Source organism: bacterium (assembly GCA_024224155.1).
Lineage (GTDB): Bacteria > Acidobacteriota > Thermoanaerobaculia > Multivoradales > JAHEKO01 > CALZIK01.
This window is the reverse complement of sequence record JAAENP010000364.1, coordinates 89032-110418: the sequence shown is the minus strand read 5'-3', so window position 1 is coordinate 110418 and position 21387 is coordinate 89032. Positions and strand designations below refer to the sequence as shown.

Below are 21387 nucleotides of genomic sequence, written 5' to 3'. Positions count from 1 at the left end.
GCTGCCTAGGTAAACGGGGAAGTTTCCGCCCTCCTATCCGATCACCAGAGTCCCGGGAGGCGTGACTCCCTTGCCCTCCTCGAGGCGCCATGTCACGGGACCCTTCCAGTCGTCGGACTGCTTCCAGCGCAGCGTGGCCACCCCGGTCGCCTGGCGCAGCAGCTGCCTCGTGTCGGACTCCGCCAGCCGGGTCATCAAGAGCCACATGCCGAAGGTCGGCGTCGGCCACTCGACCGAGCAGGCCGTGGCCTTTCGCCAGCCGTTCGCGCTGGCGCGAGTTGCCTCGCGATAGGCAGCCGGTGTGGGAGTGGGGCCGGTACCGAGGGCCAGCCGCAGCTTGCCGACAGCCTTAAAGCCTTTGCGCCTCCGGTAGACCTGGAGAATCGGATCGAAGTTGGGAGCAAATCTCGGCTGATTGGTGCCGGCGGCTGACAGGATGGGCTGGATCTCGACTTGCTGCCCAGCTACGGGGATGTCCCACTCTCCCTTGAGCGCTTTGCCAAAGGCATTGATGTCTTTCGTCCAGTTGTCGAGGAACTTGTTTGTCTTGACGACCGTTGCCAAGACGTCGCCGAGGTTCAAGTCCTTGAAGCGCTTGTCGACCAGCTGATCGTGGAACCAGCTTCTAGAAGCACCCAAGTAGCTCCGATTCCAGCTCGATTCGCTGGCGACGCCGGCGCAGAATTCGCTCAGCGCCGCGCCCGGCAGCCGAATGTCGAAGGCCAGGCGCGTCTGGGCGAGCGCGGGCACGTCGGCCAGACCGGAACCGCCGACGAAGCCTAGGCTCTCGAGCCGGGGCTTGAGGGCCGCGAGCTCCGAGGCCGTGGTCTCGTTGTCCTCGCGCGAATAGGTCGCGCGCAGTGTGCGGGAGGTTTCTTTCTCGAAAGGCGCTTCCAGGCTCGGCATGCTTTTCGTTGTGTCCGCCGCCTCAATCTCGAGCCAGAGGGCCGATTCGCTGGTCGTCTTGTTCCAGATCTCGGTGCGCTGAAAACCGCCGTTGTAGGTCGCCGACCTGAACAGCTTCTTGCCGTCCTGGCGGACCCGGAGGTTCGCCTCCTCGACTCGGCGGCTGACGCCCTTTTGGTTTCCGAGGAGTTTGCCCAGCGGGCCGAGGAACTTGAAGACGAACGACATCGAGCTGGTGCGCACACGGCGCGAGGTGAACGCGCATTCGCGCAGCCGGAACGGCAGCGCCCCGGCCTTCTCCTCGTTCACCCGCTCGGCCAGGGTGTCAAGCAGCTTGCGCACCTCGGCGCCCTTGAGCCTCTGCTCCACCTTGTTGCGGAACTTCTTCTCCGTTTCCAGGTCGATGTCCACGTCGATGAGCGCCGTGCTCGTCGAAACACGCGAGATCTCCAGACCCAGCGAAAACCCAATCTCGCCGCGGATCTCTCGGATCTTCTGCAGGATCTCGGCCTGAAGCCCCTCGGCGTCGTCGAGGAGGTTCTTGATCTTCTGCGCCCAGCTCTGGATCTTCTTCAGGTCCGCCGCGCTGATCTTGTCCCAAGCCTCGCCCGCCAGGCGCTCGATCAGCTTCCGCAGGCGAGCGCTGATGGCCGCTTCGAGCTCTTCCTTGGTCTGCACCTGGCGCAGTTTGTCGATGGTGCCGGCGATCCCGGTGCGCTCGGTGAAGGCCCGAATCTTCTCAATCACCTTGTTGTCCAGGTCGAAGAGCTCTTCGGCCTTCTTGGCGAGCCCGGCCACATCGGCCAGGGTCTTTCGAATGCCGGAGTCCGAGGACAAGAGGAGCTCCTCGAGGCTCTTGCCGCTCAGGGTCTCGATCAGGTCGACCGCCTCGGCGGCCTCACTCGAAAGATCGACCAGGTCGCCGATCTCCAGGTCCGGATCGTCGAGGCCGGTGAGCCGGCTCAGAGCCGTCCGGATCTTGGAGCCCGGTGACAGGTCGGCCTTGCCGAGCAGCTGATCCCAGAAGCTCTCGAGCTTCGCCCCGAAGGGCTCGACCTCCTTGTCGTAGAACTCGACGATCTCCCGGCTGGCCTCCAGTAGGCCCTTCACCTTGTTCGAGCCCGCCAGCCACTCCTTCCAGTGTGTGTCATTGACGAACTCGCCCACAGCGTCGGCCACATCCCCGGTCAGGCTCGTCTTGATGGTCTCCCAGTCACCGGCGGCCACGGCGTCGACTTCGCGCAGCGAGTCGATCAGCCGCGGAATCGGCGATTGGCCCAGCGCCTGCTCGAGCACCGTTGCCAGGCCGCCGCCGAAGTCATACTCGGCCTGGAGCGCCATCATGGCGCTGAAGCCGATTCGCCGCTCGCGCTCGCGCTGAAGCCGCACCCGCGCCCATCGATCCGACCGGCCGATGGCCAGGAGCATGCGCTCGTGCAGCGACAGCCCCAAGGCGGCCTTGATCGCCATCTCGCCGCTGGCCGTGACCTTCGCCGACGGCAGGCCGTCGAAGAGCTCGATCGACGTGTCTAGCGCGAAGCTGTGGCCGAACTCTGCGTCCAGGCCGAAATCGAGGTTCAGGGTGGCGTCCAGCCGGTGGATCTCGCCGTCGGCCAAACCCCCTTTGTTCACGTTCTTGCTGAGATCTACGAGCTGCGGCGGGCGCGTCGTCTTGAGCAGGTTGTTGAACGCCGTCAGCCGCTTGGTGTTTGTCTTGACCGGCAGCAGGTGCCGGTAGTCGATCCCGGTCTCGACCGAGCCCTTGGCGGAGATCTTCAGGGCTCCGGTCGACGCCGTCCCCTCGGCCCCGACGTTCGCGCCGATCGTAAGTCCGAAGTCGGCGAAGCTCGAGCCGGTGGGCGCCTTGAACTCGGCGCCGCTGCCGAAGAGGTCGCTCAGCTTCTGGCTCGAGGCGTGGATCTTCAACACCGGCTCCAGACTCACGTTGCCGGTCACGTCGACCACTTCGTCGAAGACCGACACCGAGCCCGCCTTCTCAAAACCCGAGATCTCGAGCTCGAAGGCCTGCGTGCCGACGTTGCGGTCGAGCGCTTCGACCTTCTCGTAGAGCGCGCCGAGTTTGGAATTACCGAGAATCCCGAGAGCGTTGGACGTGGGCAGTCGCGCCATGGTGCTCCTCCCTGTGGATGATTGTGGTCTTTAGCTAATTCTTAACATATTTGCCCCTGCCATCCAAATCCCCCGCCCCTGGTTGAGTGGCTACGAATTCGGTTATCAGCATCGCCTCTACTGAGTGTCCGATCGGGTAGCGCTCGGCTTGCGCAGTTGTCTGTGCGAGCTGGAAGCGCTCGAAGAGCGGCTCCCAAAGTAGGTGCTCGTCAAATTAACGACCTGCTCGCCGCTTCTCGCACGAGCTGCCCGAGGTCTCAGAGGCGCGGCATCGGGTCGACTTGTGCGCCCAGCTAGGTCAGGCTGGCGCGAGCAACCACTGATGACCGATAGGGGCGACTTGGCGGACCTACGATGACGACGAGGATCAAGGCGAAGATCTTCATCTCGGCCCAGCAGAACGGCCACAGGAGCGGGTCGACCTCGAAGACGTGGCAAATCAACTTGGCCCAGCACAGCCGAGTGCGTGAAAGCCTCCTCACCGTCTCACGTTTGGGCTCGGCAGCTTCAGAAGCTGTGGCACAAAGTGGTCTTGCTCCCCCCGGGCCGGACGTCCGCCCCGCCCAGTAACAAGACTGACCGCGTCGACGCCGAGGCTCTTCTCGAGGCGGCGCGAGACTCCGAGATTCGGCCCGGGCTCTCAACGGCAAGATCGGTCGCCGTTTCAGCCACATCACACCTGGCGTCCGCGAACGAAGCCCATCGGTGATCGCGGGACTGCCTTTCGCCGCTTCGCAGTAGCTGAAGAAGGCACTGAATACCGACAGCTTCCGCTGAATGGAAGCCGGAGCGTAGGACGCCCCATGAACGCGTGAACCGATCTTAATAGACGACCTGCCGAGGTGATCGGTCCTCCGAATAATGCGTAAATCTTGTATACATTGTGGTTGAGATGCTCACCCTGTCACGCGGTCGTCCTCGGCTGGACGCATCGCCTCGTACGTCTGCCTCGAGGAGGGCGAGTGGAGCGGTTGGCTTCACGAGATCCTCGAGCCGCATGCGTCGCCGATGCGAGTGAAGCTCAGCGGAGTCTCGGCCGCCCAGAGGGCGAAGGCCTGCTCGACGGCCTGTCGTGTCTGGGCCTGCGTGATGTCGGGACCGGGATTGAGCGATTCCTCGATCTCTGGTACTCGCCTCCCACTCGGAGGGCGCTACGGGAGATTCGGATTCGGGACCGGTCGTAAGGGACTCGGGCACTTTAGACAAGGTGCGCCTTGCCCCTCTTTTCGGGTGGTGCTCTTTCTTCGTCATCGTGTTACAGAGAAAAGACTGGCGGCAGCAATCGGGGAGGTCAGCGTGTTGAGCTTCATCGGAATCGGAGCGCCGGGAGTGGGACGAGGAAACCCGCTTTCGAGCTGGCTCCGGAGCGCAAGCGTGAGCCCCGATTCGCAGTCGTAGGAGGTTTCCGACCAGAGAGAGCACGTTCTGATCAAGGAGGAGAGCCGTGTCTTTCATCTACTTGTTTCCCAAGAAGCTCGATGCCGCCCTGCGTTGGCTCGATCTGCGGCATAGCCGGATCGACCACACCGCTCTTCACCGAAGGAAGTTCCTCGAGGGGTATTCACCCCTCGCTTTGTGGCTTCCGATCCCGCTCCTGGTGGCGCTGGCCTACGGCGCTCTTCGCCCGCGCGGATGGCTGCTCGGCCTTTTCTGTGCCGCCGTCATCGCCGCGCACGTGCTGGCGTGCCGTTGGCTGAAAAAGCGACTGATGCCGCAGATCCAGTGGGTTCTGGTGGTCCTCCTGGTTGTGGCGGTCGGGCTGCTATCTCTCGGCGGCAGCAACCGCGCGTGGTCTTCGGATCCGTACTTTCACGTCTTCGGTCCTTTCGCGGTCTTCGTTCTTGCCCTCGGGATGCCGGCGTGCCGCTGGTGGGCCGATTGGCTGATCGCGCGCAAGGGCCTGCGAGAAACGTTCCGTAAGTGCTTCGTTCCGCACCTCGGGAAGACTCAGCTCTACGTCAAGCCCCCGTCGGTGAAGCCGCCCAATCGCCCGGTTCGGATTCTCCGCGCATTCCTTTTGGTGCCGCTTACGTCACCGCTTCTGCTGGTCTTGTTTCCTTCGTTCTCACTGCTGGTCGCACCGGTCGGAGCCGTCAAGCTGGTTTCTATTAGCACGCTCGTCGTGACCTGGGCGCTGCTTGCGGCCGCCCACTACGAGGACCGGCTCAAGTACTTCCAGATCCTGCTTCGGCAGGCGTTTCTCGTGGGTTGGCCGGGAGCGGTGTCGTTTCTTGTGATCATTCTCGCCGCGGCTCGAATCGCCGGCGTGAGCTATGTGACCACGGTACTCGACCAGGCATCGTGGACGATCATCGTCGGTCTGGTCGTCATCTTCTACTTGATCTTCGGACTCTATGATTACTGGCGGCAGCGAGCACTGGCGGAGGTGCTCTTGGGCCTTCTTCACAAGGGCGAGGACGAGCATCCTCATCGGCTGCCCTACGGGAAGGAAGATGAAGTCCATAGCGCCGGTCATCTGCAGATTCATGGCGCGGGCCGCTTCATTGCGATTCGGCCGGCGAGCGAAACCAGCGGCCACGAGTGGGAGTTCGAGAGCTACCAGCCCCTGGAGGTTTTTAGGCGCATTCACAGGCAGCTCGTGGGTCGTGCGCGTACGGAGCCGGCGAATTGGCGGGAGGCGGACAACGTCGCGGTGTGCCTCGATACGCTCGAGGAGAAGGTCCGGCTCTATACCGCCGTTCCGGCCCTCGTGGTCGCCACAGTGATCGTGGGCAGTGGTTGGCTGGTGTTCAACCTCGGTCAGGAGCCGGCGTACGGGGCCAAGGCTGTGGCCGCCGAGACCCAAGGGGGCTCTTTCGAGCTGCTTCGAGCCCTCGAATCGGCTCCGAAGGGACAGACCTCCTTTGCGGTGGCGGCCTCGGGCGGCGGCACGCGCGCCGCCCTTTGGGCGTACGAGGTACTGCGGGAGCTCCACCGCCGAGACGCTCTGGAGCGCGTCGTGCTGTTGAGCAGCGTTTCGGGCGGAAGCGCCGGAGTGGCTTACTTTGCCGGCCACCGCGACGAGCTTCTCGAAGGGAGCCCAGCGGACTGGTGCGGCTTTCGTGAGGCAATGGCCGAGCGCTACATTCACCAGGTGCTCTCCGGAGTCGGCGAGTGGCGCATGGTAACCGGGACCCGGCTCGGAGAGCTTCTGACCGAGAGCTTCGAAAGGAAGTTCTTTGGCGCGTCAGCCCCGGGCGGAGCGTGTACGCACCTGGGTTGCCTCGACGAGCTCGGAGTGATCTTCAACACCGCCATCACCGGCTCGTGGGAAGAGGGGGTGTCGGCGGACTGTGATTGCGTGGCGGCCGATCGGCCGAAACACAAGTGTGGCACCCTGAGGCGGACCGGAAGTCGCCTGGTTCTGACCAACGTCGGTTCGATGACGGGAACGCGTGAGCGCTACCGGACCTGCGAGGAGGCGAAGAGGAACGGCCCTGCCGCGAGCGGCCGAGGCTGGCCGCTCGACTTCGAATACGTGGTCGTCAAGAACGCCGACGTGCCCCTGAATACCGCGGCTTCGCTCTCGGCGAATTTCCCGCCGGTCTTTTCCAACGCCCTGGTGCAGGTGGGGTCCGGGAAGACCGCGAACCGCTACTGGGTGACCGATGGCGGCGCCGTCGAGAACCGTGGCGTCGTCAGCCTGCTCCTGGCTCTCAAGGCCGAGCTGGAACAGGCCGAGGGGCAGGCCTACGAGCTTCCGGACCTCAAGATTCTGGTGGCTGAGGCCTCCGGTCTGTCGAGCCCGCTCTACAAAGAAGACCGTGGCCTCGGCGCTGTGGGTGCGGCGAAGGCCAAGATGGCCAATAAGCTGATTGCGGAGCTTCTGAGAGACGTCGGCAAGGCCTACGGAGAGCAGGGGGGTGGCGCCCGAGTCGAGATCGTCTATCTGCCCATGCCCACCGCTTTGCGCACCGCCTTCGGGACGCACTGGCAGATGCCGAAGAAGATCAAAGTCTCCGACCCCGACCTCTGGTACCGATCCAGCAAGCCGATCGCGCTCGACACCACAGAGATACTCGACGTGATCGATCTGGTCTTTGCCGCCGATCAGAAGGAACGCTCGAGCCGTGCACTCTGCAAGCCCGCGCGGAACCAATGGCTCCAGGAAGAGGAGGCAGCGACCCTCTGGAGCTGGCTCGGCAAGGACTGGGAGGAGCCGCTTGCGCAGTTCGACGCGGTCGTGCCGCGGCCGACGAGCTGACAGTCGGCCTCTCCCCTCGCCTCCCATCCGGGGAGCGTTGCGTAGGATGCGCATCCGGGGCCGGTCCCGAGGATCTGAACCGGTATCCGGTCTAGACCATCTCTTCGAGCCACTTCGATTCGAGGAAGGTCTTCCTCTTGTAGAGGCTCATGAGCCTGGTCTTGGAGATTCTCTTGAGCTCGGCCTGCGCGACCTGATTGCCTCCACCCTCAAGCCACGCGCTCTCCCAGATCTCTGCGAGATAGAACGCCCCGAGCTCGAGTATGTCGAGCGTCGCCTCTCCGAGGTCTCTCCAGAGATCTTCGTTTCGCCGCAGGCCCTCGCCCGCCGCGTTGTAGGAATCGATGATCTCCTCCGGAGATAACAGATCGATGGCGTCGTACGCAAGATCGATCGTCGCTCGAGCCGCCGCCCGTCCGCCGCTGAAACTCGAGGCGATCTGCCAACCCTCGAGCCTCTCGTTGAGCTTCTGGACGATCTCCGAGCGATATCGCTCGACCATGCTGGTTTCGTACTGCGCGTGCACGCCGGCCTCGCTCTCGTTATGGCCGTGATGAAGACGCGAGGTATGGAGCGGCTGTGCGGCGTCGCCGATGTAGTGGGCGAGGATACCCGCCGCCGCCACGTACTCGGCGATCTTTCGGTCGCGAACGAAACCGACCATCTCCTCGTAGAACTGCTGGACGCGAAACGGCAGTGATCCCTGGTACTTCTGCTCGGTGCCGATGCTCTGGTAGAAGGCGAGCCAGGTCGCCGGGTCGAGGGTCGTGGGGTCGTCGAGGTACCTGCTCATGAGCGTTTCGCCCTGGAAGTCGCCCTGGCCCTCTTCGTCCATGTCGGCAAAGTGGCTGGGTTTTTCCTTGCCGCGATAGGTTTTCCACCACAGGTCGGGAACGTCGGCGAGCGCAATGAAGGCCGCTTGTTTGCTCTTGGGGAACTTCTTGGTCAAGCGGTCGTCGTCGGAAAGCCCGATCAGCTCCTTGTTCTCCTGGAGCAGCTTGTAGAGCTTGGGGTGGGCGACCAGGTCGCAGGCCTTGGCACCCACCTCGTAGTGCCCGAGCTTTCCCCAAGTTTCGGGGAGACCGGTCTCCCAGTCGGAGACCAGCCGCACGCCCAGCTCGCGGCTGATGATCGTCAAATTGCTCGCCAGGGCAAACGACGTGCTCTCTTCCTCCGCCAGATCGAAGCTCGAGCTGCCCCATTGAACGGCGAAGGGCCGGTACTTGCCGTCGTCCTCGGGAGGATCGAAGAACCAGAGCGTGCCCGAGTCGCCCCTATGAGTTCCGAGCGAGCCGCCGGCCACCGCCGGACCGATCAGAAAGTCGGTAACGAAATCGATCCCGGCGCGCGAGCGGTAGCGATAGAAGAGGGCATAGATCCGGCCGGTCATCGACCCGGAGACCGCGCCGAAAGCCCTAGCGTTGCGGCCGACGAGGTCGAGCGAGAAGGAGTCCGGATCGAGATCCACCAACGGGCCGATTTCGCCCACTCCGTAGACCTGGGAGGTCCACTCGTTGAGGTTGTGAACGCGCACGAGCCCGGCGTCGAGCTGAAGCAGGGTCCGAAAGCCGGGCCATCCCGGGTAGGCCTTCGAGAACTTGATCAGGGCGGCCGAGGGCTCTCTCGACTCGCCGACCTCATAGGGCTCGCCGTGAATCACGGTGTAGGACGGCTGATTCTCGGGCCCGGCGACGTGCCGGCTGGTGAGGGCAAAAACGCTGTGTCCGTCGGTCACCAGGCAGCCCACCGAGCCCATCCGGGTCTGGCCCTGCACTTCGGAGAGGATCGGATAGCCGCCGCCCAGAAGCTGCGGCGCGAAATGTATATCGGCAATCGCCTCGCCCGGAACCGCCTCCGGCGTGGCGAGTACGACGCAGGTCGGAATCACCCGATCGTCGGGCAGGTAGAGCCTCGATGGAACGTACTGCTCGGGCTTGTCTTGGAGCTCGGCCGGTGTTTTCCACTTATTTACGAAGACCAGAACGCAGGGGTCGGACCAGGACGTAAGGTCCGAGTTTTGGAGCGTGCGGACCTCGTCTCTGGGTTTCTCGCGCCCGGTGGACGGCTCTTTGAAGTCCGGATCGTCGCGACGGATCAGGTAGCGCCCGATACCCGTGCCGACGATCGTGGGGAGATGGGTCGTGTGGCGGTGGTAGGCGTCTCTGGCCTCGAGCAGGTCAGCGATGGTGAGAGTAGAAAAGTCGTGCTTGGCAGTCATGGTAGTCGCTATATCCCGTCTGCGAAAGTGAGTTGACATGCGGCAGACGCCGCGGGCTGACTTGCTCTGTGTTCCGAGGCTCTACAGATCCCCTTCCTTGCGAAACAACTTGTAGTTAGGACCCAACTTGGCGCTCAGCTCCTCGGCCACATCGCCACGGAACTCGGGTTCCAGAGACTCTCCAAGCTCGTTTAAGCGGCCTCCTCGAGGCCCAGACCCCTCCGGTAGACGTTGATCCCGATATCGAGAAACTCTCGGTTGTTCTCCTTCCATGCCCGGAGGGCTTTCTGGGTGAGCTCGACGTCCAGGTCACTCACCGCCTTCCTGAGCTGAGGTTCGATGGTCTTGCCAAACTCCTGTTGGAGCTTGGCGACCCTGAGGTTCTCATCCGGGTGTCCGTCGAAGGCCTCCAGGAAGGCCTCCTGGGTCAACATGTTGATGAAGAAGCCGTCCCGCTCGATCGACTCCTTGAGCGAGTTGAGCTGCTCGAATCGGGCTTGGTTGTCGTCGCGCAGTTGCCACCGCGGGAGCTTCTTGAGATGCGGCTCGATGAGGTCGTGTCGAATGCGGCTCGCGAGGTTGATCATGGCAGCGAGCGCCACGAGCGGGGTGGGCCGGAGCCAGGAACCGTGCACCTGCTCCGAGAAGGTCAGCTCGAGTTTCAATCTGCCGTCCGCGTATTCTCGACAGAGCTCGATCTCCGGCCGATAGAGTTTCCCGTCCTTGCCGAGATAGCGTCCGGTGAGCTGCTTCGAGCGGTGCCGATGCTTTGGGTCTGGGTTCATTTTGGCCGCGATTTCGTTTCGAAGCTCTTCGATCCAGAGCAGGTTGTATCCCTTGGGGTCGCCTTCCAGCTTGGCCGCCTCTTCAATTTGCGACCATTTCCAGGTCTCCCCTCGAACGGGCTTCGGCTGGAGATCGAAGAGGTCTCCGAGGGAGCGCTCGTCCGATTCGACCTCGACGTCGGGGCTCAGGGAATCGAGGCTCTTGGGGCAGACGAGCTCAATCCATTTGTTGCCGTGGGAGACGCTCCTGATCTCGTTGGGGTCGGCGATCCCGTTGACCAGATCGCTGATCTTCTTTGCGATTGCTTGGAGGTCTTTGTCCTTTGCTTTGGGATTGAGCGGCTGGACGGTGCCACTGAAGTGTTTCTTCGTAAACAGGTCCTTGAGCAGCTTGAAGAGACTGTCGGGGTTGGCCTTGACGGCCTGGCGCTCGTTGAGCTGGGACGGGCACTTCCCCTCGTCGGGGAACAGACAGACCACCCTTTCCTGGCTTCCGTCTTCCAGGTCTTCGAACAGGCCCGCTTCATAGAGCGGCCAATCGAACTCTTTCTTGGCGGGCTTGGTCAAGACCAGCCACAGGACGTTGGCTTTGTCGAGCTCTTCCCGGATCTTCTGTCGCCACTTGTCGCCGAATTCGATGTCGGTGTCGTCGAAGAACTCCAGGCGTCCGGCCCCGATGGTCTCCAGATCTTCTTGAATCTCTTTGCCGAACACGTCGCGATCGCTCTGTTTGCGGCTGACGAAGATGCGGCAGTTTTCGGTGGGCTCTCTGCTGGGCATAGTGTTACTCCCGTGTGTAGGTGATGTGGGCGAGTGCGCGACGATCCAGGAGGCTACCTCCGAAGATCTCGTAGTGGCGCTTGTTGGTGAGGTTGGCGACGTCGAGCCCCCAACGCAGGTGGCTTCCGACGTTCAGGCCGAGATGAAGGTCGGCGACGATGTAGGACGGTACCGGTCCGCGAAAGAGGCCCGAGCTCCAATCGAAACCTTCGACCCAGCGCAGCCGAAGGGCGCTCGACCAGGGAGCTGGCGACCCGATCAGGCTCGCGGCCGCTTGCAGCTCGGGGGCGTTGGGCAGCAGGGGGTTCTCCGGTGGACTGTCGACGACGCGATACGCCGAGTGCGCCGCGGACAGGCTCAGCTGCCAGGCATCGGAGAAGAAATGGTGCAGCTCGATTTCGAGGCCTTTGGCCTCGGCTTTGCCGAAGTTGGTGAGCGACAGAATCGCCAGAATGGGCGATCCGTCGGCGTCGTTGGAGAGGAAGGTAAGAAGTCTCGGGGAGAGGCCCGCCTGGAGCGCGGAGAGCAGGGCGGATGCGGTGGCAGCCGGCAGGCCGCTCGGCGGGCGATAGGGACCATAGGTGGGGTTGAGTCGCCCGAGGCTGGTGCCCACCTGCGGCAGGATGCTGGTGGTGAAATCGGTCAGGTCGTTGCGGTAGAGACTCGCCGACAGGAACGTCTTGCCCACGCCGCCCCGGTAGCCGAGTTCCCAGGATTGGATCTCTTCGACCTCGAGGTCCGGGTTGCCGAGCGCGAGCTGCGGCACCCGATCGAATCCGAGCGTCCGGTCTCCCAGAAGGTCCGCCAGCGAAAGGTCGGTGAAGAGATCGAGCACCGGGCCGGCCGGAGTGCGGACGGCAAACTCGACCAGGGTCGGACTCTGGAAGGAGTTGTTGAAGGTCAGGCGGAGGTGATGGCGGAAGCCCGGGGCGTAGGCGAGGCCGAGCCGCATCGACAACTGGGCATCGTGGAGGCTGTTGTCATCCAGCCGGCCGGAGGCAACCAACGAGAGGTTGTTTCGGAGATCGGAGCGGACCTGGGCGAACGCGGAGCTCTGTTCGGCGGTGGCGACATCGGCGAAGATGCCGTGAACGCCGGAAGGGTCGGAGGAGTCGATCCGCTGTCGAAGGTGCGCCAGGCCGGCGACGACGAACCCGCGTCCTCCGAGGATCGTCCGGCTTCCCTGGAGCTCGATGCCCGTGTTGTAGCCCTCGGAGTACAGCGAGGCACCCGAGGACAGTCCGACCTGGTTGTCGCCATCTCGACCGCTGTAGAACGCCAGCAGATTCCAGTCGCCGGTGTTGTAATTGACGCGCATCCAGGGGCGCCGGACCCGGTCCGCCTGGGTGCGTCCGAGCGGCGCGGTCGTGGTGCCACCCTGAAAGCTCCCGGAGCCGCCTTCCAGGGTGAGCGCGGATTGCTCTCGAAAACGGTCGAAGCGAAGCGAAGCAAACGTGGTTTCGAGTTTGTCGAAAGGTGGAGCCACCAGCTCTTTCGGCAGGAGCTCGGGCTGGTACTCGACCGAGTCCACCCGGGACCGGGTCAGGTGGTCGCTCTCCTGGTGGCTTCCCGCCAGTCGCCAGTACCAGGAGGATCCGACCGGCCCGGCCGCGCGACCCTCGAGGCGCGTTGTGCCGAGCTCTCCCGCACTGAGCCGGAACTTGTAGCCCGGCGTGTCCTTTGCGCTCTTGGTGGTGATGTCGAGCACTCCCGAGATGGCGCCGGCGCCGTAAAGGGCCGAGCTCGGGCCGCGAACCAGCTCCACATTGTCGAACTCGTCGAGTGGCATGGACAGCGCGCCCCACTCCTGAACGCCGAGGAACTCGGGCACCGAGGTCTGACGCCCGTCGATCAGAGTCAAGACTCGCCGATTGATCGCGGAGTTGTAGCCTCGGGTGTTGAGATTGAAGTCATAGAGGCCGCTTTGGGCGATCTGGACGCTGGGCGTGAACGCCAAAAGGCGTGGCAGCTGTCCCGAAGAGCTCTGCGCAGCCAGCTCGCTGGGGAGCAGGGAGGTGACCGCCGCGGGCGCCTCTACCAGTCGCTCCCGGCGCCTCGACACCGAGTAGACGGTGAGGCTCTCCTGAAAGGCGCGCGGCCAGTCCAGAGTCAGCACGCACTCGTCCGGACTTTGCCAGGGAATCGTGACCTCTCGAGTCGCGGTACGACCGGCCTGTTGCAGCTCGAGGAGGTGCTTGCCGGGCGGCACACCTTCGAAGGCAAACCTGCCGGTGGTGTCGGTCAGAGTGGTCTGTCCGCCAAGAGCCACCCGCACTCCGGCCATGCGCTGTCCCTCGCGGTCGATCACGGTACCGGCCAAGCTGTGGCCGGAATCGCCGAGGCAGAACGGGGTGGACAGTAGCAGGGCCGTGACGAAAAACCCAATGAGCTTTTCTCGGGCGAGCTGGTTCCTTCCAGCCATCCTGCTCATGCTCAACCTCCTGTTCTCGCTTCATCCAGCCAGCGAGCTTCAGGCGACTAGGTGATTCCCAGCCCGTGACAAGCGGCTCCGGGTTCCCCAGGTGGCCCTTGTCAAGAACATAAGAAGATTACGAGTGAAATGGCGAACTCGACAACACCCTTTGGGGTGGGCCGCGAGGCACGGCACCGTCCGTCGGGACGTTGTGGGTTTGCGCTCGACTGCGGACTGCGCCGCGGTAGTGCAGCTGGCCGACGCACCGGAGGGATACCGACAGCTACGTGGAAGACGCTCTTGGCCAGGTCGACGGCGAAAGTGAGCTTCATGAGGGCTCCTCCTTTCTAAGTGGAAGGAGTCCATCCCATCACTTACCGGTCATGGGTGTCTCAGATCGAGTGTTGAGCTTCGCTAGTCCCAAGAAGGCGGAAGCCAGCACCTCGATTCGTTAGACGCCCTTTGGAACAGGACCTCGAGCTTCCGCAGCGACCTCGTTGATGGGTCGCGGGACTCTGTTTCCTATTCCCAAATCGATTTCTGATCCACGGCCAACATTGCTGCGCACTCTCTCTGCCTGAGCCCTAGAGCTCTGCGTGCAGCTTTGATCCGCCCGGCAGGTGAGTATTGATCAGTGGGATCAGCGCCAAGAAAGGCAATTATCGCGGGCCAGGCTCGTACTGTAGGTTGATGACGGCCAACTTCCCAATGTCGCACCGAAGCCTCTGGTAGGACAAAGCTCTCACGGCCTCTTCTTCGCACCCTCTGGGGCATCGCGCAGCGTACGCGAATCTACGCTATCGTTTCACCGAACCGTCTGAACCACCGCCGTGGTCAATGCTCGGACAAATCAATCAATTCATCCAGCAGTTCGGCCTCGGCGAGCGAGCGGAGGTGGCAGTCGCACTCGCCGTCATTTCGCTCCTTCTCGCTCTCCTCGCGACTGCGGCCTTCTTTGTCGCCAAGCGTCTGCTGCTCAAGGTCGCCGCGGCCGTGGTCCAAAGAACCAAGACGGATTGGGACGACCGCCTGCTCCGGCACCACGTCTTCTTCTGGCTCGCCCACCTCGCCCCGGGCATCGTTCTTTTCCTCCTCGCACCTAGCGCGCTTCGGGGCGCCGGGCAGCTGATCGCTGGAGTCCGCGGCGCCGCAATGATCTACATGGTCGTCGTTGTTCTCCTTGCCTTCGACTCGCTGCTCAATGCCGTACTCGAGATCTACAGCACCTTTCCCGTCTCCAAGCAGGTACCCCTCAAGAGCTTCGTCCAGGTGGCCAAGATCGTTCTCTACATCGCCGCGATCATCGTCATTCTGGCCACCCTCCTCGGCAAGTCGCCGGTCTTCCTGCTCAGCGGCATGGGTGTTCTCGCCTCGGTGCTCATGCTTGTCTTCAAGGACCCCATTCTCGGCTTTGTCGCCGGCATCCAGCTCTCGACGAACCGGATGTTGTCGAAAGGGGACTGGATCGCGATGCCCAGCCACGGGGCCGATGGCGACGTCATCGACATCGCTCTCACCACCGTCAAGGTCCAGAACTGGGACAAGACGATCACCACCATTCCCACTCACGCGCTGATCAGCGACTCGTTCAAGAACTGGCGCGGGATGTCGGAGTCCGGAGGCCGGCGGATCAAGCGATCGGTCTACATCGACATGAACACCATCAGACTCTGCACGCCCGAGATGATCGAGCGTCACTCCAAGATTCTCTACATTGCCGACTACATCGAGACCAAGCAGAGGGAACTCACGGCCTGGAACAAGGAGCGCGGCGTCGATGACACTAACATCGTCAACGGGCGTCGCATTACCAATGTCGGCACCTTTCGCGCCTATATCCTCGCCTATCTGAAGAACCACCCCAAGATCCATCAGGAGATGACCCTGCTTGTGAGGCAACTCGCTCCCACGTCCAGCGGCCTTCCCCTCGAGGTTTATTGTTTCAGCGCTGACCAGGACTGGGAGGCCTACGAGTCCATCCAAGCCGATGTCTTTGACCACCTCCTGGCGGTGTTACCGGAGTTCGACCTGCGCATCTTCCAGAACCCCAGCGGCAGCGATTTTCGACGGCTGGGTGCCTAGTTTCCCGTACCAGCCGAACCTCGTCATTGTCAGCGGCTTACGGTCCTGAGTCTGGATGACTCCTGCCCGACATCGGGCCGCGCAGCAGAGCCCTCACCTTGTGCTGACAGCCGCGGCCGCTGCCATGCTTTCTCGCGCGGTGGCGGGAAAAGGCAAAACGGCTTGATCCCGTGAACCCGCTTTTGTCTCTGGCGTTGGCACGGGCGACGTCCCAGAAGCGCGGCTCCTAGGACCAAAGGCTCGCCCGTTTGAGCTTGTCCGGCTGGCGCCGCGCGTCGCCTGTTAAGTTCGGGATCTCATGAACAACTGGCCGGTCTTCATTTGTTATCGTCAGGCTGACGGCATGACGGCCGCTGCTCGGATCTACGAGCTTCTGCAAGATCGGGCTGTCCCCCTGCCCAAGGAGGCCGACCCGCAAGACGCGCCTCCGAAACTGGACGTCTATTTTGATCAAGCGGCCCCCGGGGTAGAGGACTGGACGGCCGTTCACGAGCCCTATCTCAAGCGCGCGCGCGCGATCATCGTTATCTGTACGCCAGGGGCGAAGCTCAACGAAGGCCGAGAGGACTGGGTGCATCGTGAACTCGACTGGTGGCTCGAGCATCGGCAGATGGCGCCGATCCTCGTCGACCCCCTGGACGAGGAAGCACGTTATGTCCCAGACTCCATCGCCAACAAATGGCCCAACGCCCAGCGGATCCAGCTCATCGAAAAGGAATGGGACGGTCTGTCGGACGAGGAGCGCCGCTCACTCGACGAGCGGGTGCGGGCCCGGTTCCTCGGCGCGATCATCCCGAGTGGGGACAGTTTCTATCGACAGGAGCTGGAACAGGAGAAGCAGCGGGCTGCTCGCCTCCGGCGGACAGGCAGGTTTGCGATTGGCTTGGCTGTGGCCTTCTTGGCCGTGCTTGCATTGGCTGCTTGGATCTTCACCTTGAAAGAGGCCGCCGACGAAGCTGCGTTGGCGGCCGACGAAGCCACCGTCGAGGCAAACGTCGCTCGCGGGGAAGCGGAAGCCGCGTATCAATTGGTGCAGACCCGGGTAATCGAGGGCCAGGCGGCGAGGGCTCGGACAGAAGCCCGGCTGTTGGAGATCCTGCAGGAGTTCGACAAGTACCGAGCGTACCTGCCGATCTTTGAACAGTGGGAAACCGAGTTTCGAAAACGGGCCGGCTCGTTGGCTGCAAGCGTCAGCGATGAGCTACCGAAATGCGATGAGGTGGGCGGATTCACTGTCTATGAGGGGCAGTTGGTAGAAGTTGATCTGGACGAACCCGAGCCGGAAGCCCTGTTCGCTTATCTCGCGGTCGTCCCCGGCTCGAGCCCTCGGCTCGGAGACTGGGCCCCGGCGGTCCTGGATGTCTTTTTTGCGGCACGAAAGGATGTCAAAACTGGCCGAGACCTTAGTCGGATAGGCGTGAAGAACCTGATCGAATCGGTGGCGCCTGACGATCAGTGGGGCCTTTTGATGGGCCTCGGGATTCCGCACGTGCTGACAAAGAGCGGCCGGAACTATCGCCTCAGCAGGACAAACCTCTCGATGAACGACGAAGGCGACATGGTCATGACGTTCGAGATCTGCCGCGAGGCGGGGCTAGCGAGGAATTGAAGCCCCGTTCTGGGCGCTGACGGTATCGAGAAGAGCATCACGCTAACCTGAGACGCAGTGCTTTATCGGTTAGCTGACTTGGATGGGTGCGCTTACCGCCGGAGGAACCGTCTCTCGGTGCGACGAAGCAAGCACGGCTACACCGTGAACCAGCGTAGCGTAAGTTGCTAGCGTTGGCCCCCTACGGTCCGAGAAGACATCGTAGGAAAGCCACGTCCTGATCTCATGGCTGGACGGAAGATCGAGAGCCGCGCCTGTGCTCCGGCGTGGAGATGGATCTCGAACCGCCTGGTCTTCGAGAAAGAGACCAGGGAGGCTCTCGAGACCGGGGAGCCTTCACCGCGCGCCAGCCCGATCTCGCTCAGAGAATTTTCTGTGGATCTGCCTTCATCTTCTCGCGGACCGACTGGATCCAGAGACCCTCGTTGGCGTCATAGGTGCCCTCTTTCCTGTTGAGCCTGAGCATCTCCTTGCCGCCGGCGTGGTGGAGTCCTATGAGCTTCCACTGCGAGTTGAAGATCGGGCTGCCGGAGCTACCGCCCTCGGTAGGAGCTCGGTAATGCAGTCGCGGAGCCTCGTGATCGAGCAGCACGTTGTCCTGAATCGAGAAGGAGAGCGATCCACCCTTGGGGTGGCCGATGACATAGACGCGCTGGTCACCGTCGGCAAGCGGCAGCCTCGGAGCTACCGGGTAGGCCTCGAGCCCGTCGGGCACTTTCTCCAGGCGCAAAAGGCTGGCGTCGAGTTCACCGGGAGGTGAGCTCCAGACCAGCTCCGTGACCGCGTACTCGTCGTCGGCTCGGTCCTCTTCCTTGAGCAGCTGGAAGGTGACGATGGCGGCATCGGGGCGCAGGGCGTCCATGTTGAGAGGGTCTTCGCTTACGACATGCGAGTTCGTGAGCAACATCAACTCGTCGCCGAGACTGTCGTGAAGGTCGCCGCCGCGAACAATGAAGCCGGTGCCGAATCCCTGCCCGGGCTGATGCTCGATACGGCTGACCGCGCGCGCCCGCTCGATTGCCCGCAGCATGAACTTATAGCTCACATAGCGGACCTTGCCGAGGATCTTCTCGAGGTTCGCGTCGGGCTGCCCCTCGAGTTTGCCGGCCTTGAGCTGATCTGGCTTGACCTCGAAGCCGCCGCCCTCGCGGGCCAAGAGCTCGGCACGGAGCACCGGCAAGAGGCTCGCTCCGGGTTCGCTCTCCACGTCGAGCCGCCAGACCTCCACGAGTTGGCGTAGCGTGCTCGCCAGTTCGAAGGCGTCGGCGTTCGGCTCGCGGACGTAGCGATTGAGCCACACGCGGGCCTCGTCTTCGGGGCGGCTCGCACTCAGCGCGACGCAGGCTTCCAGTGCGGTGCCGGAGTCCCACATCGAGGCCTTGCGTTCATCCCACTTGGTTTCGATTCCCTCGAGGATCTTCTCGGCAATCTCGTTCGACGCCTTCTCGGGGTCATCAAAACCCGCGATCGGAACCCCGTCTGTGGCCGCTCGGCGCAGCAGAGCGACGGAGTTGATGCCGTGCCAGGTGTGCTCGGACTTGTCGATCTCGTAGACGGAGTGGTAGGCGTCGATGGCCTTCTTCAGGGCGTCGCGGGCCTCCGGGCTCTTGGGGTTGTCGGTGTCGATATAGATCTGTTTGTAGGCGCGGCCCAGGAGGCCCCTCGCCTCCGAGTGCTCGAAGGCCATGTCGGGCTGTTTGGCGGTTTCCTGGGCCAGGTTCTCAAGGAAGGGCAGCGCGGCGCTCAGACCGCCCTGATCGAGCAAGGCCTGGGCGTACTGGCGCCGGACTCTCGGCGTCCGCAGGCCGGTCTGCTGGAACGCGTCAGCCACCCGCTGGAGGAGGTCGAAGTAGCGCTTGCGTTGGAGATGGCCGAGGATCTTCTTCGCGGCGCCCGCGTCATACGGCTCGACAGTGGCTCGCAGGTGCTCGATCAGGCGACGGCATTCGTTTTCCGTCTCCAGCCGATCGAACTTCTCGACCGCCGCTGCGAACTCCTTTTCGAACTTCTTGTCGTTCCAGGTCATGGGCGGGGCCATCAGAGTCCGAGTTGGGCCGTCAGTGCGTCGCGCAGCTTCTGGCCGCCTAGGTACTTCGAGATGTTGTGGCGCCACTTGCCGTAGTTCTGCTCTTTGATGTCCTCGACGATCGCGTCGGCGTTTCGCCGATAGTCGTTGGCGAGCTTGGGATCGAGTCCGGCGACCGGGTCGAGCTTGTCGTAGACGTTGACCCAGCTCGCGGCCATGACTTTGGCCGGGAATCCATTGTCGCGACTCCATTCGGGCCGAAGCTTGTCCTGAATCTCGTCGAGACCGAGCGGAGAGCCTACGGTCATCAGCGCGTCGACCTGCGGGCAATCGGCGACCCTCTTGAGACAGTCGTACGCGATGACAGTGCCCATACTGTGACTCAACACAACATGCGGACCGCCGCTTTGGGCGCCTTCCGACGCCGCCTGGACGAAGCGCCGGCGAATCTCATCCTGAACCCGGAAGGTCTCGCCCGATCTTGGCGTGCTTTCGCTGTTGAAGAGATAGTGATGGACGTCCTTGAGCAAGGCTTTCATGATCCGGCGCTTGAGCCACCAGGGGAGCGGGATGCGTTCGAAGTCGACCGACTCCATTTGGCTTTCAGGTGGCGCGAAGTCTTCGTCGCCTTCCGGTGGCTCGGCGTCGAAGTTGAGTTTCTTGGCCAGGCTGTCCGCCCAACTCTTCTCATCGGCCTCGAGTTCCTCCTGCCAGCCCATGTCGATGTCGTCGTCGGTCTTGGCGATGACGCTGTCGTTGCTCTCGTGCTCGGCCATGTCGGGCTGAGGCTCGGCATACATGACGTCGGCCCAATAGACCATGCTCGAGGTGACGCCTTCAGCACCGAGATCGAGGCCGTCGTCGCGAGCGAGCGAGGTTCGCCAGATGCTCAAGAGCGCATCGGCCTCGGGCTTGTTGGCTATGCCGTGGATGAAAGTGACGTGAGGCATTGAGGCAACTCCTTTCTGTGGCACCCCTGAGCGGGTGCATACTCGTTTCCGATCTTAATTAAGTGTGGATCACAATTGTCAGCTCGGGCAAAGAGCTCGTTCGAACTCGCGGAAGGGTGTCGTGCACCGAATATCTCCTTACCAATGCGATTGCGTTATTTGAATTGTACCTCCGTTTCCGCTCCTTGGGTCAAGGCAGCGCAGCGGGTCCGTCGTCGAAAGAAGCTTCAGGCCGTGGGGCGGCGGTCACGCGGTCATCCACGGGCAGGGCGAGGTAGCCTCTTGCGCTTGTGCCGGGCGACCCACGGCGGGAGCGGATCCAGCCGGAACGCTCGTTCGCAGGTATGAGGCTCTCTCAGGTCCCGAAGGCTATGCCGGGTCAAGCCAAGGCATTGGAGGACCCAAACCACCGTCCGCTGGAGAATCGAGCCTCCCGGCGCATAGTAGAAGGCGGCATGCACCAGCGCGAACGTCGCCTTTCCCGGTAGCGTCGCAACCAGGGAGTAGCGCTGTCTCACCTTGGGCATGACGAAGGTTCTGCCGGGCGCCACGGCCAATCCCCTGGGCTTGTTGTCGGACTTCGCGCCTCGCCCCTTGGACTTTTCCTTGTCGGCCGCTTTCCTCTCCGCCGTTTCGAGCTTCGGCTTCTCTAGCCGAATTCCCAGCCTCTTTAGCCTCTCCTTTTCCTCCGCGCGCGGCTTCTTCCGATTCGCGTCCCAGGCGGCTGGATCCATCAAGTTTTCCAGTTTCTCAGGGAAACTCAGTCTCCCGCAAACCGCACCGTGCTCGAGGTTTTGATAAACGCTGAGAGGCTCGCCCTTCTCGATGTAGAGCAGATCGATCCAGAGGTTCTCAACAACCAGGGGACTCGAGCCCAGGTTCTCCACATCGGCGACGACCTCGAGAACCCGGTCCCCTTTCTGAGTGCCGACCTGCCGCAGATCGATGTCGAACTGCGCTGCCGGAAGAACGCTCTTCTCGGCCACGAATCTCGCATAGGCTCAGGCGCCGCCCACGACCGCGATCAGAAGGGTCGCCAGCTGGACCAAGGTTGCGAGTCCGTTACCTGGCAGCTCCGCGCTCCGACCAGCGTCCAAATCGGAACTCAGCCGTGCCGAGGCGACGAAGTGCTCCAGCGCCGTCAGGAGCACGAGCAAGAGCAGCAGCAGCCCGAGGATGACGAGAATCGGACAAGCCGCAGACCCCTGCCAGGCCGAAGCCTCCCCACTCGGCTCTTGCCGATCCCCTGCAGACCCTGAACCCGGCGGAGCTTTCCTGGCCAAG

The 21387-nt window shown here is 62.8% G+C and carries 12 protein-coding genes; 3 read left to right on the top strand and 9 right to left on the bottom strand.

Annotated features, from left to right (window positions below; translation table 11 throughout):
* Window positions 1–33: 33 nt before the first annotated feature.
* Together GY769_18580 and GY769_18575 are read right to left on the bottom strand one after the other, a co-directional pair.
* Window positions 34–3036, bottom strand: coding sequence for a hypothetical protein (locus tag GY769_18580; protein MCP4203928.1), 3003 nt, complete (start codon window positions 3034–3036; stop codon window positions 34–36).
* A 293-nt stretch (window positions 3037–3329) separates the two neighbouring features.
* Window positions 3330–3518 (bottom strand): hypothetical protein, encoded by a 189-nt coding sequence (locus GY769_18575; GenBank protein ID MCP4203927.1) that lies wholly within the window; start codon window positions 3516–3518, stop codon window positions 3330–3332.
* Window positions 3519–4480: 962 nt separating this feature from the next.
* Between GY769_18575 and GY769_18570 the strand changes: the two genes are divergently transcribed.
* Entirely contained in the window at window positions 4481–7240 is a 2760-nt protein-coding gene (locus GY769_18570; GenBank protein MCP4203926.1) for a hypothetical protein, read from the top strand.
* Between the two features lie 91 nt (window positions 7241–7331).
* Here GY769_18570 and GY769_18565 read toward each other — a convergent pair whose 3' ends face one another.
* The 3 genes from GY769_18565 to GY769_18555 form a co-directional block, all read right to left on the bottom strand.
* Window positions 7332–9458 carry a hypothetical protein gene (locus GY769_18565; protein MCP4203925.1) on the bottom strand — a complete coding sequence of 709 codons (2127 nt, stop codon included), beginning with the start codon at window positions 9456–9458 and terminating at the stop codon, window positions 7332–7334.
* Window positions 9459–9649: 191 nt separating this feature from the next.
* Complete coding sequence (locus GY769_18560; protein MCP4203924.1) at window positions 9650–11023, bottom strand: TIR domain-containing protein; 1374 nt, start codon at window positions 11021–11023, stop codon at window positions 9650–9652.
* Window positions 11024–11027: 4 nt separating this feature from the next.
* A complete protein-coding gene (locus tag GY769_18555; GenBank protein ID MCP4203923.1) occupies window positions 11028–13454 on the bottom strand; it encodes a TonB-dependent receptor in 2427 nt (808 codons plus the stop codon).
* An 819-nt stretch (window positions 13455–14273) separates the two neighbouring features.
* On the opposite strand from GY769_18555, the gene GY769_18550 reads away from it, so the two are divergent.
* Window positions 14274–15518 (top strand): mechanosensitive ion channel family protein, encoded by a 1245-nt coding sequence (locus GY769_18550; protein MCP4203922.1) that lies wholly within the window; start codon window positions 14274–14276, stop codon window positions 15516–15518.
* Window positions 15519–15861: 343 nt separating this feature from the next.
* Window positions 15862–17127 carry a hypothetical protein gene (locus GY769_18545; GenBank protein ID MCP4203921.1) on the top strand — a complete coding sequence of 422 codons (1266 nt, stop codon included), beginning with the start codon at window positions 15862–15864 and terminating at the stop codon, window positions 17125–17127.
* A 361-nt stretch (window positions 17128–17488) separates the two neighbouring features.
* On the opposite strand, the gene GY769_18540 is transcribed toward GY769_18545, so the two are convergent.
* The 4 genes from GY769_18540 to GY769_18525 all read right to left on the bottom strand — a co-directional run bounded on the left by GY769_18540 (window position 17489) and on the right by GY769_18525 (window position 21386).
* Window positions 17489–19153 carry a DUF4071 domain-containing protein gene (locus GY769_18540; protein MCP4203920.1) on the bottom strand — a complete coding sequence of 555 codons (1665 nt, stop codon included), beginning with the start codon at window positions 19151–19153 and terminating at the stop codon, window positions 17489–17491.
* Window positions 19154–19164: 11 nt separating this feature from the next.
* A complete protein-coding gene (locus GY769_18535) occupies window positions 19165–20103 on the bottom strand; it encodes a hypothetical protein (GenBank protein ID MCP4203919.1) in 939 nt (312 codons plus the stop codon).
* A 254-nt stretch (window positions 20104–20357) separates the two neighbouring features.
* Entirely contained in the window at window positions 20358–21089 is a 732-nt protein-coding gene (locus tag GY769_18530) for a hypothetical protein (GenBank protein ID MCP4203918.1), read from the bottom strand.
* A gap of 15 nt (window positions 21090–21104) precedes the next feature.
* Window positions 21105–21386 (bottom strand): hypothetical protein, encoded by a 282-nt coding sequence (locus GY769_18525; GenBank protein MCP4203917.1) that lies wholly within the window; start codon window positions 21384–21386, stop codon window positions 21105–21107.
* Window position 21387: the final 1 nt, after the last annotated feature.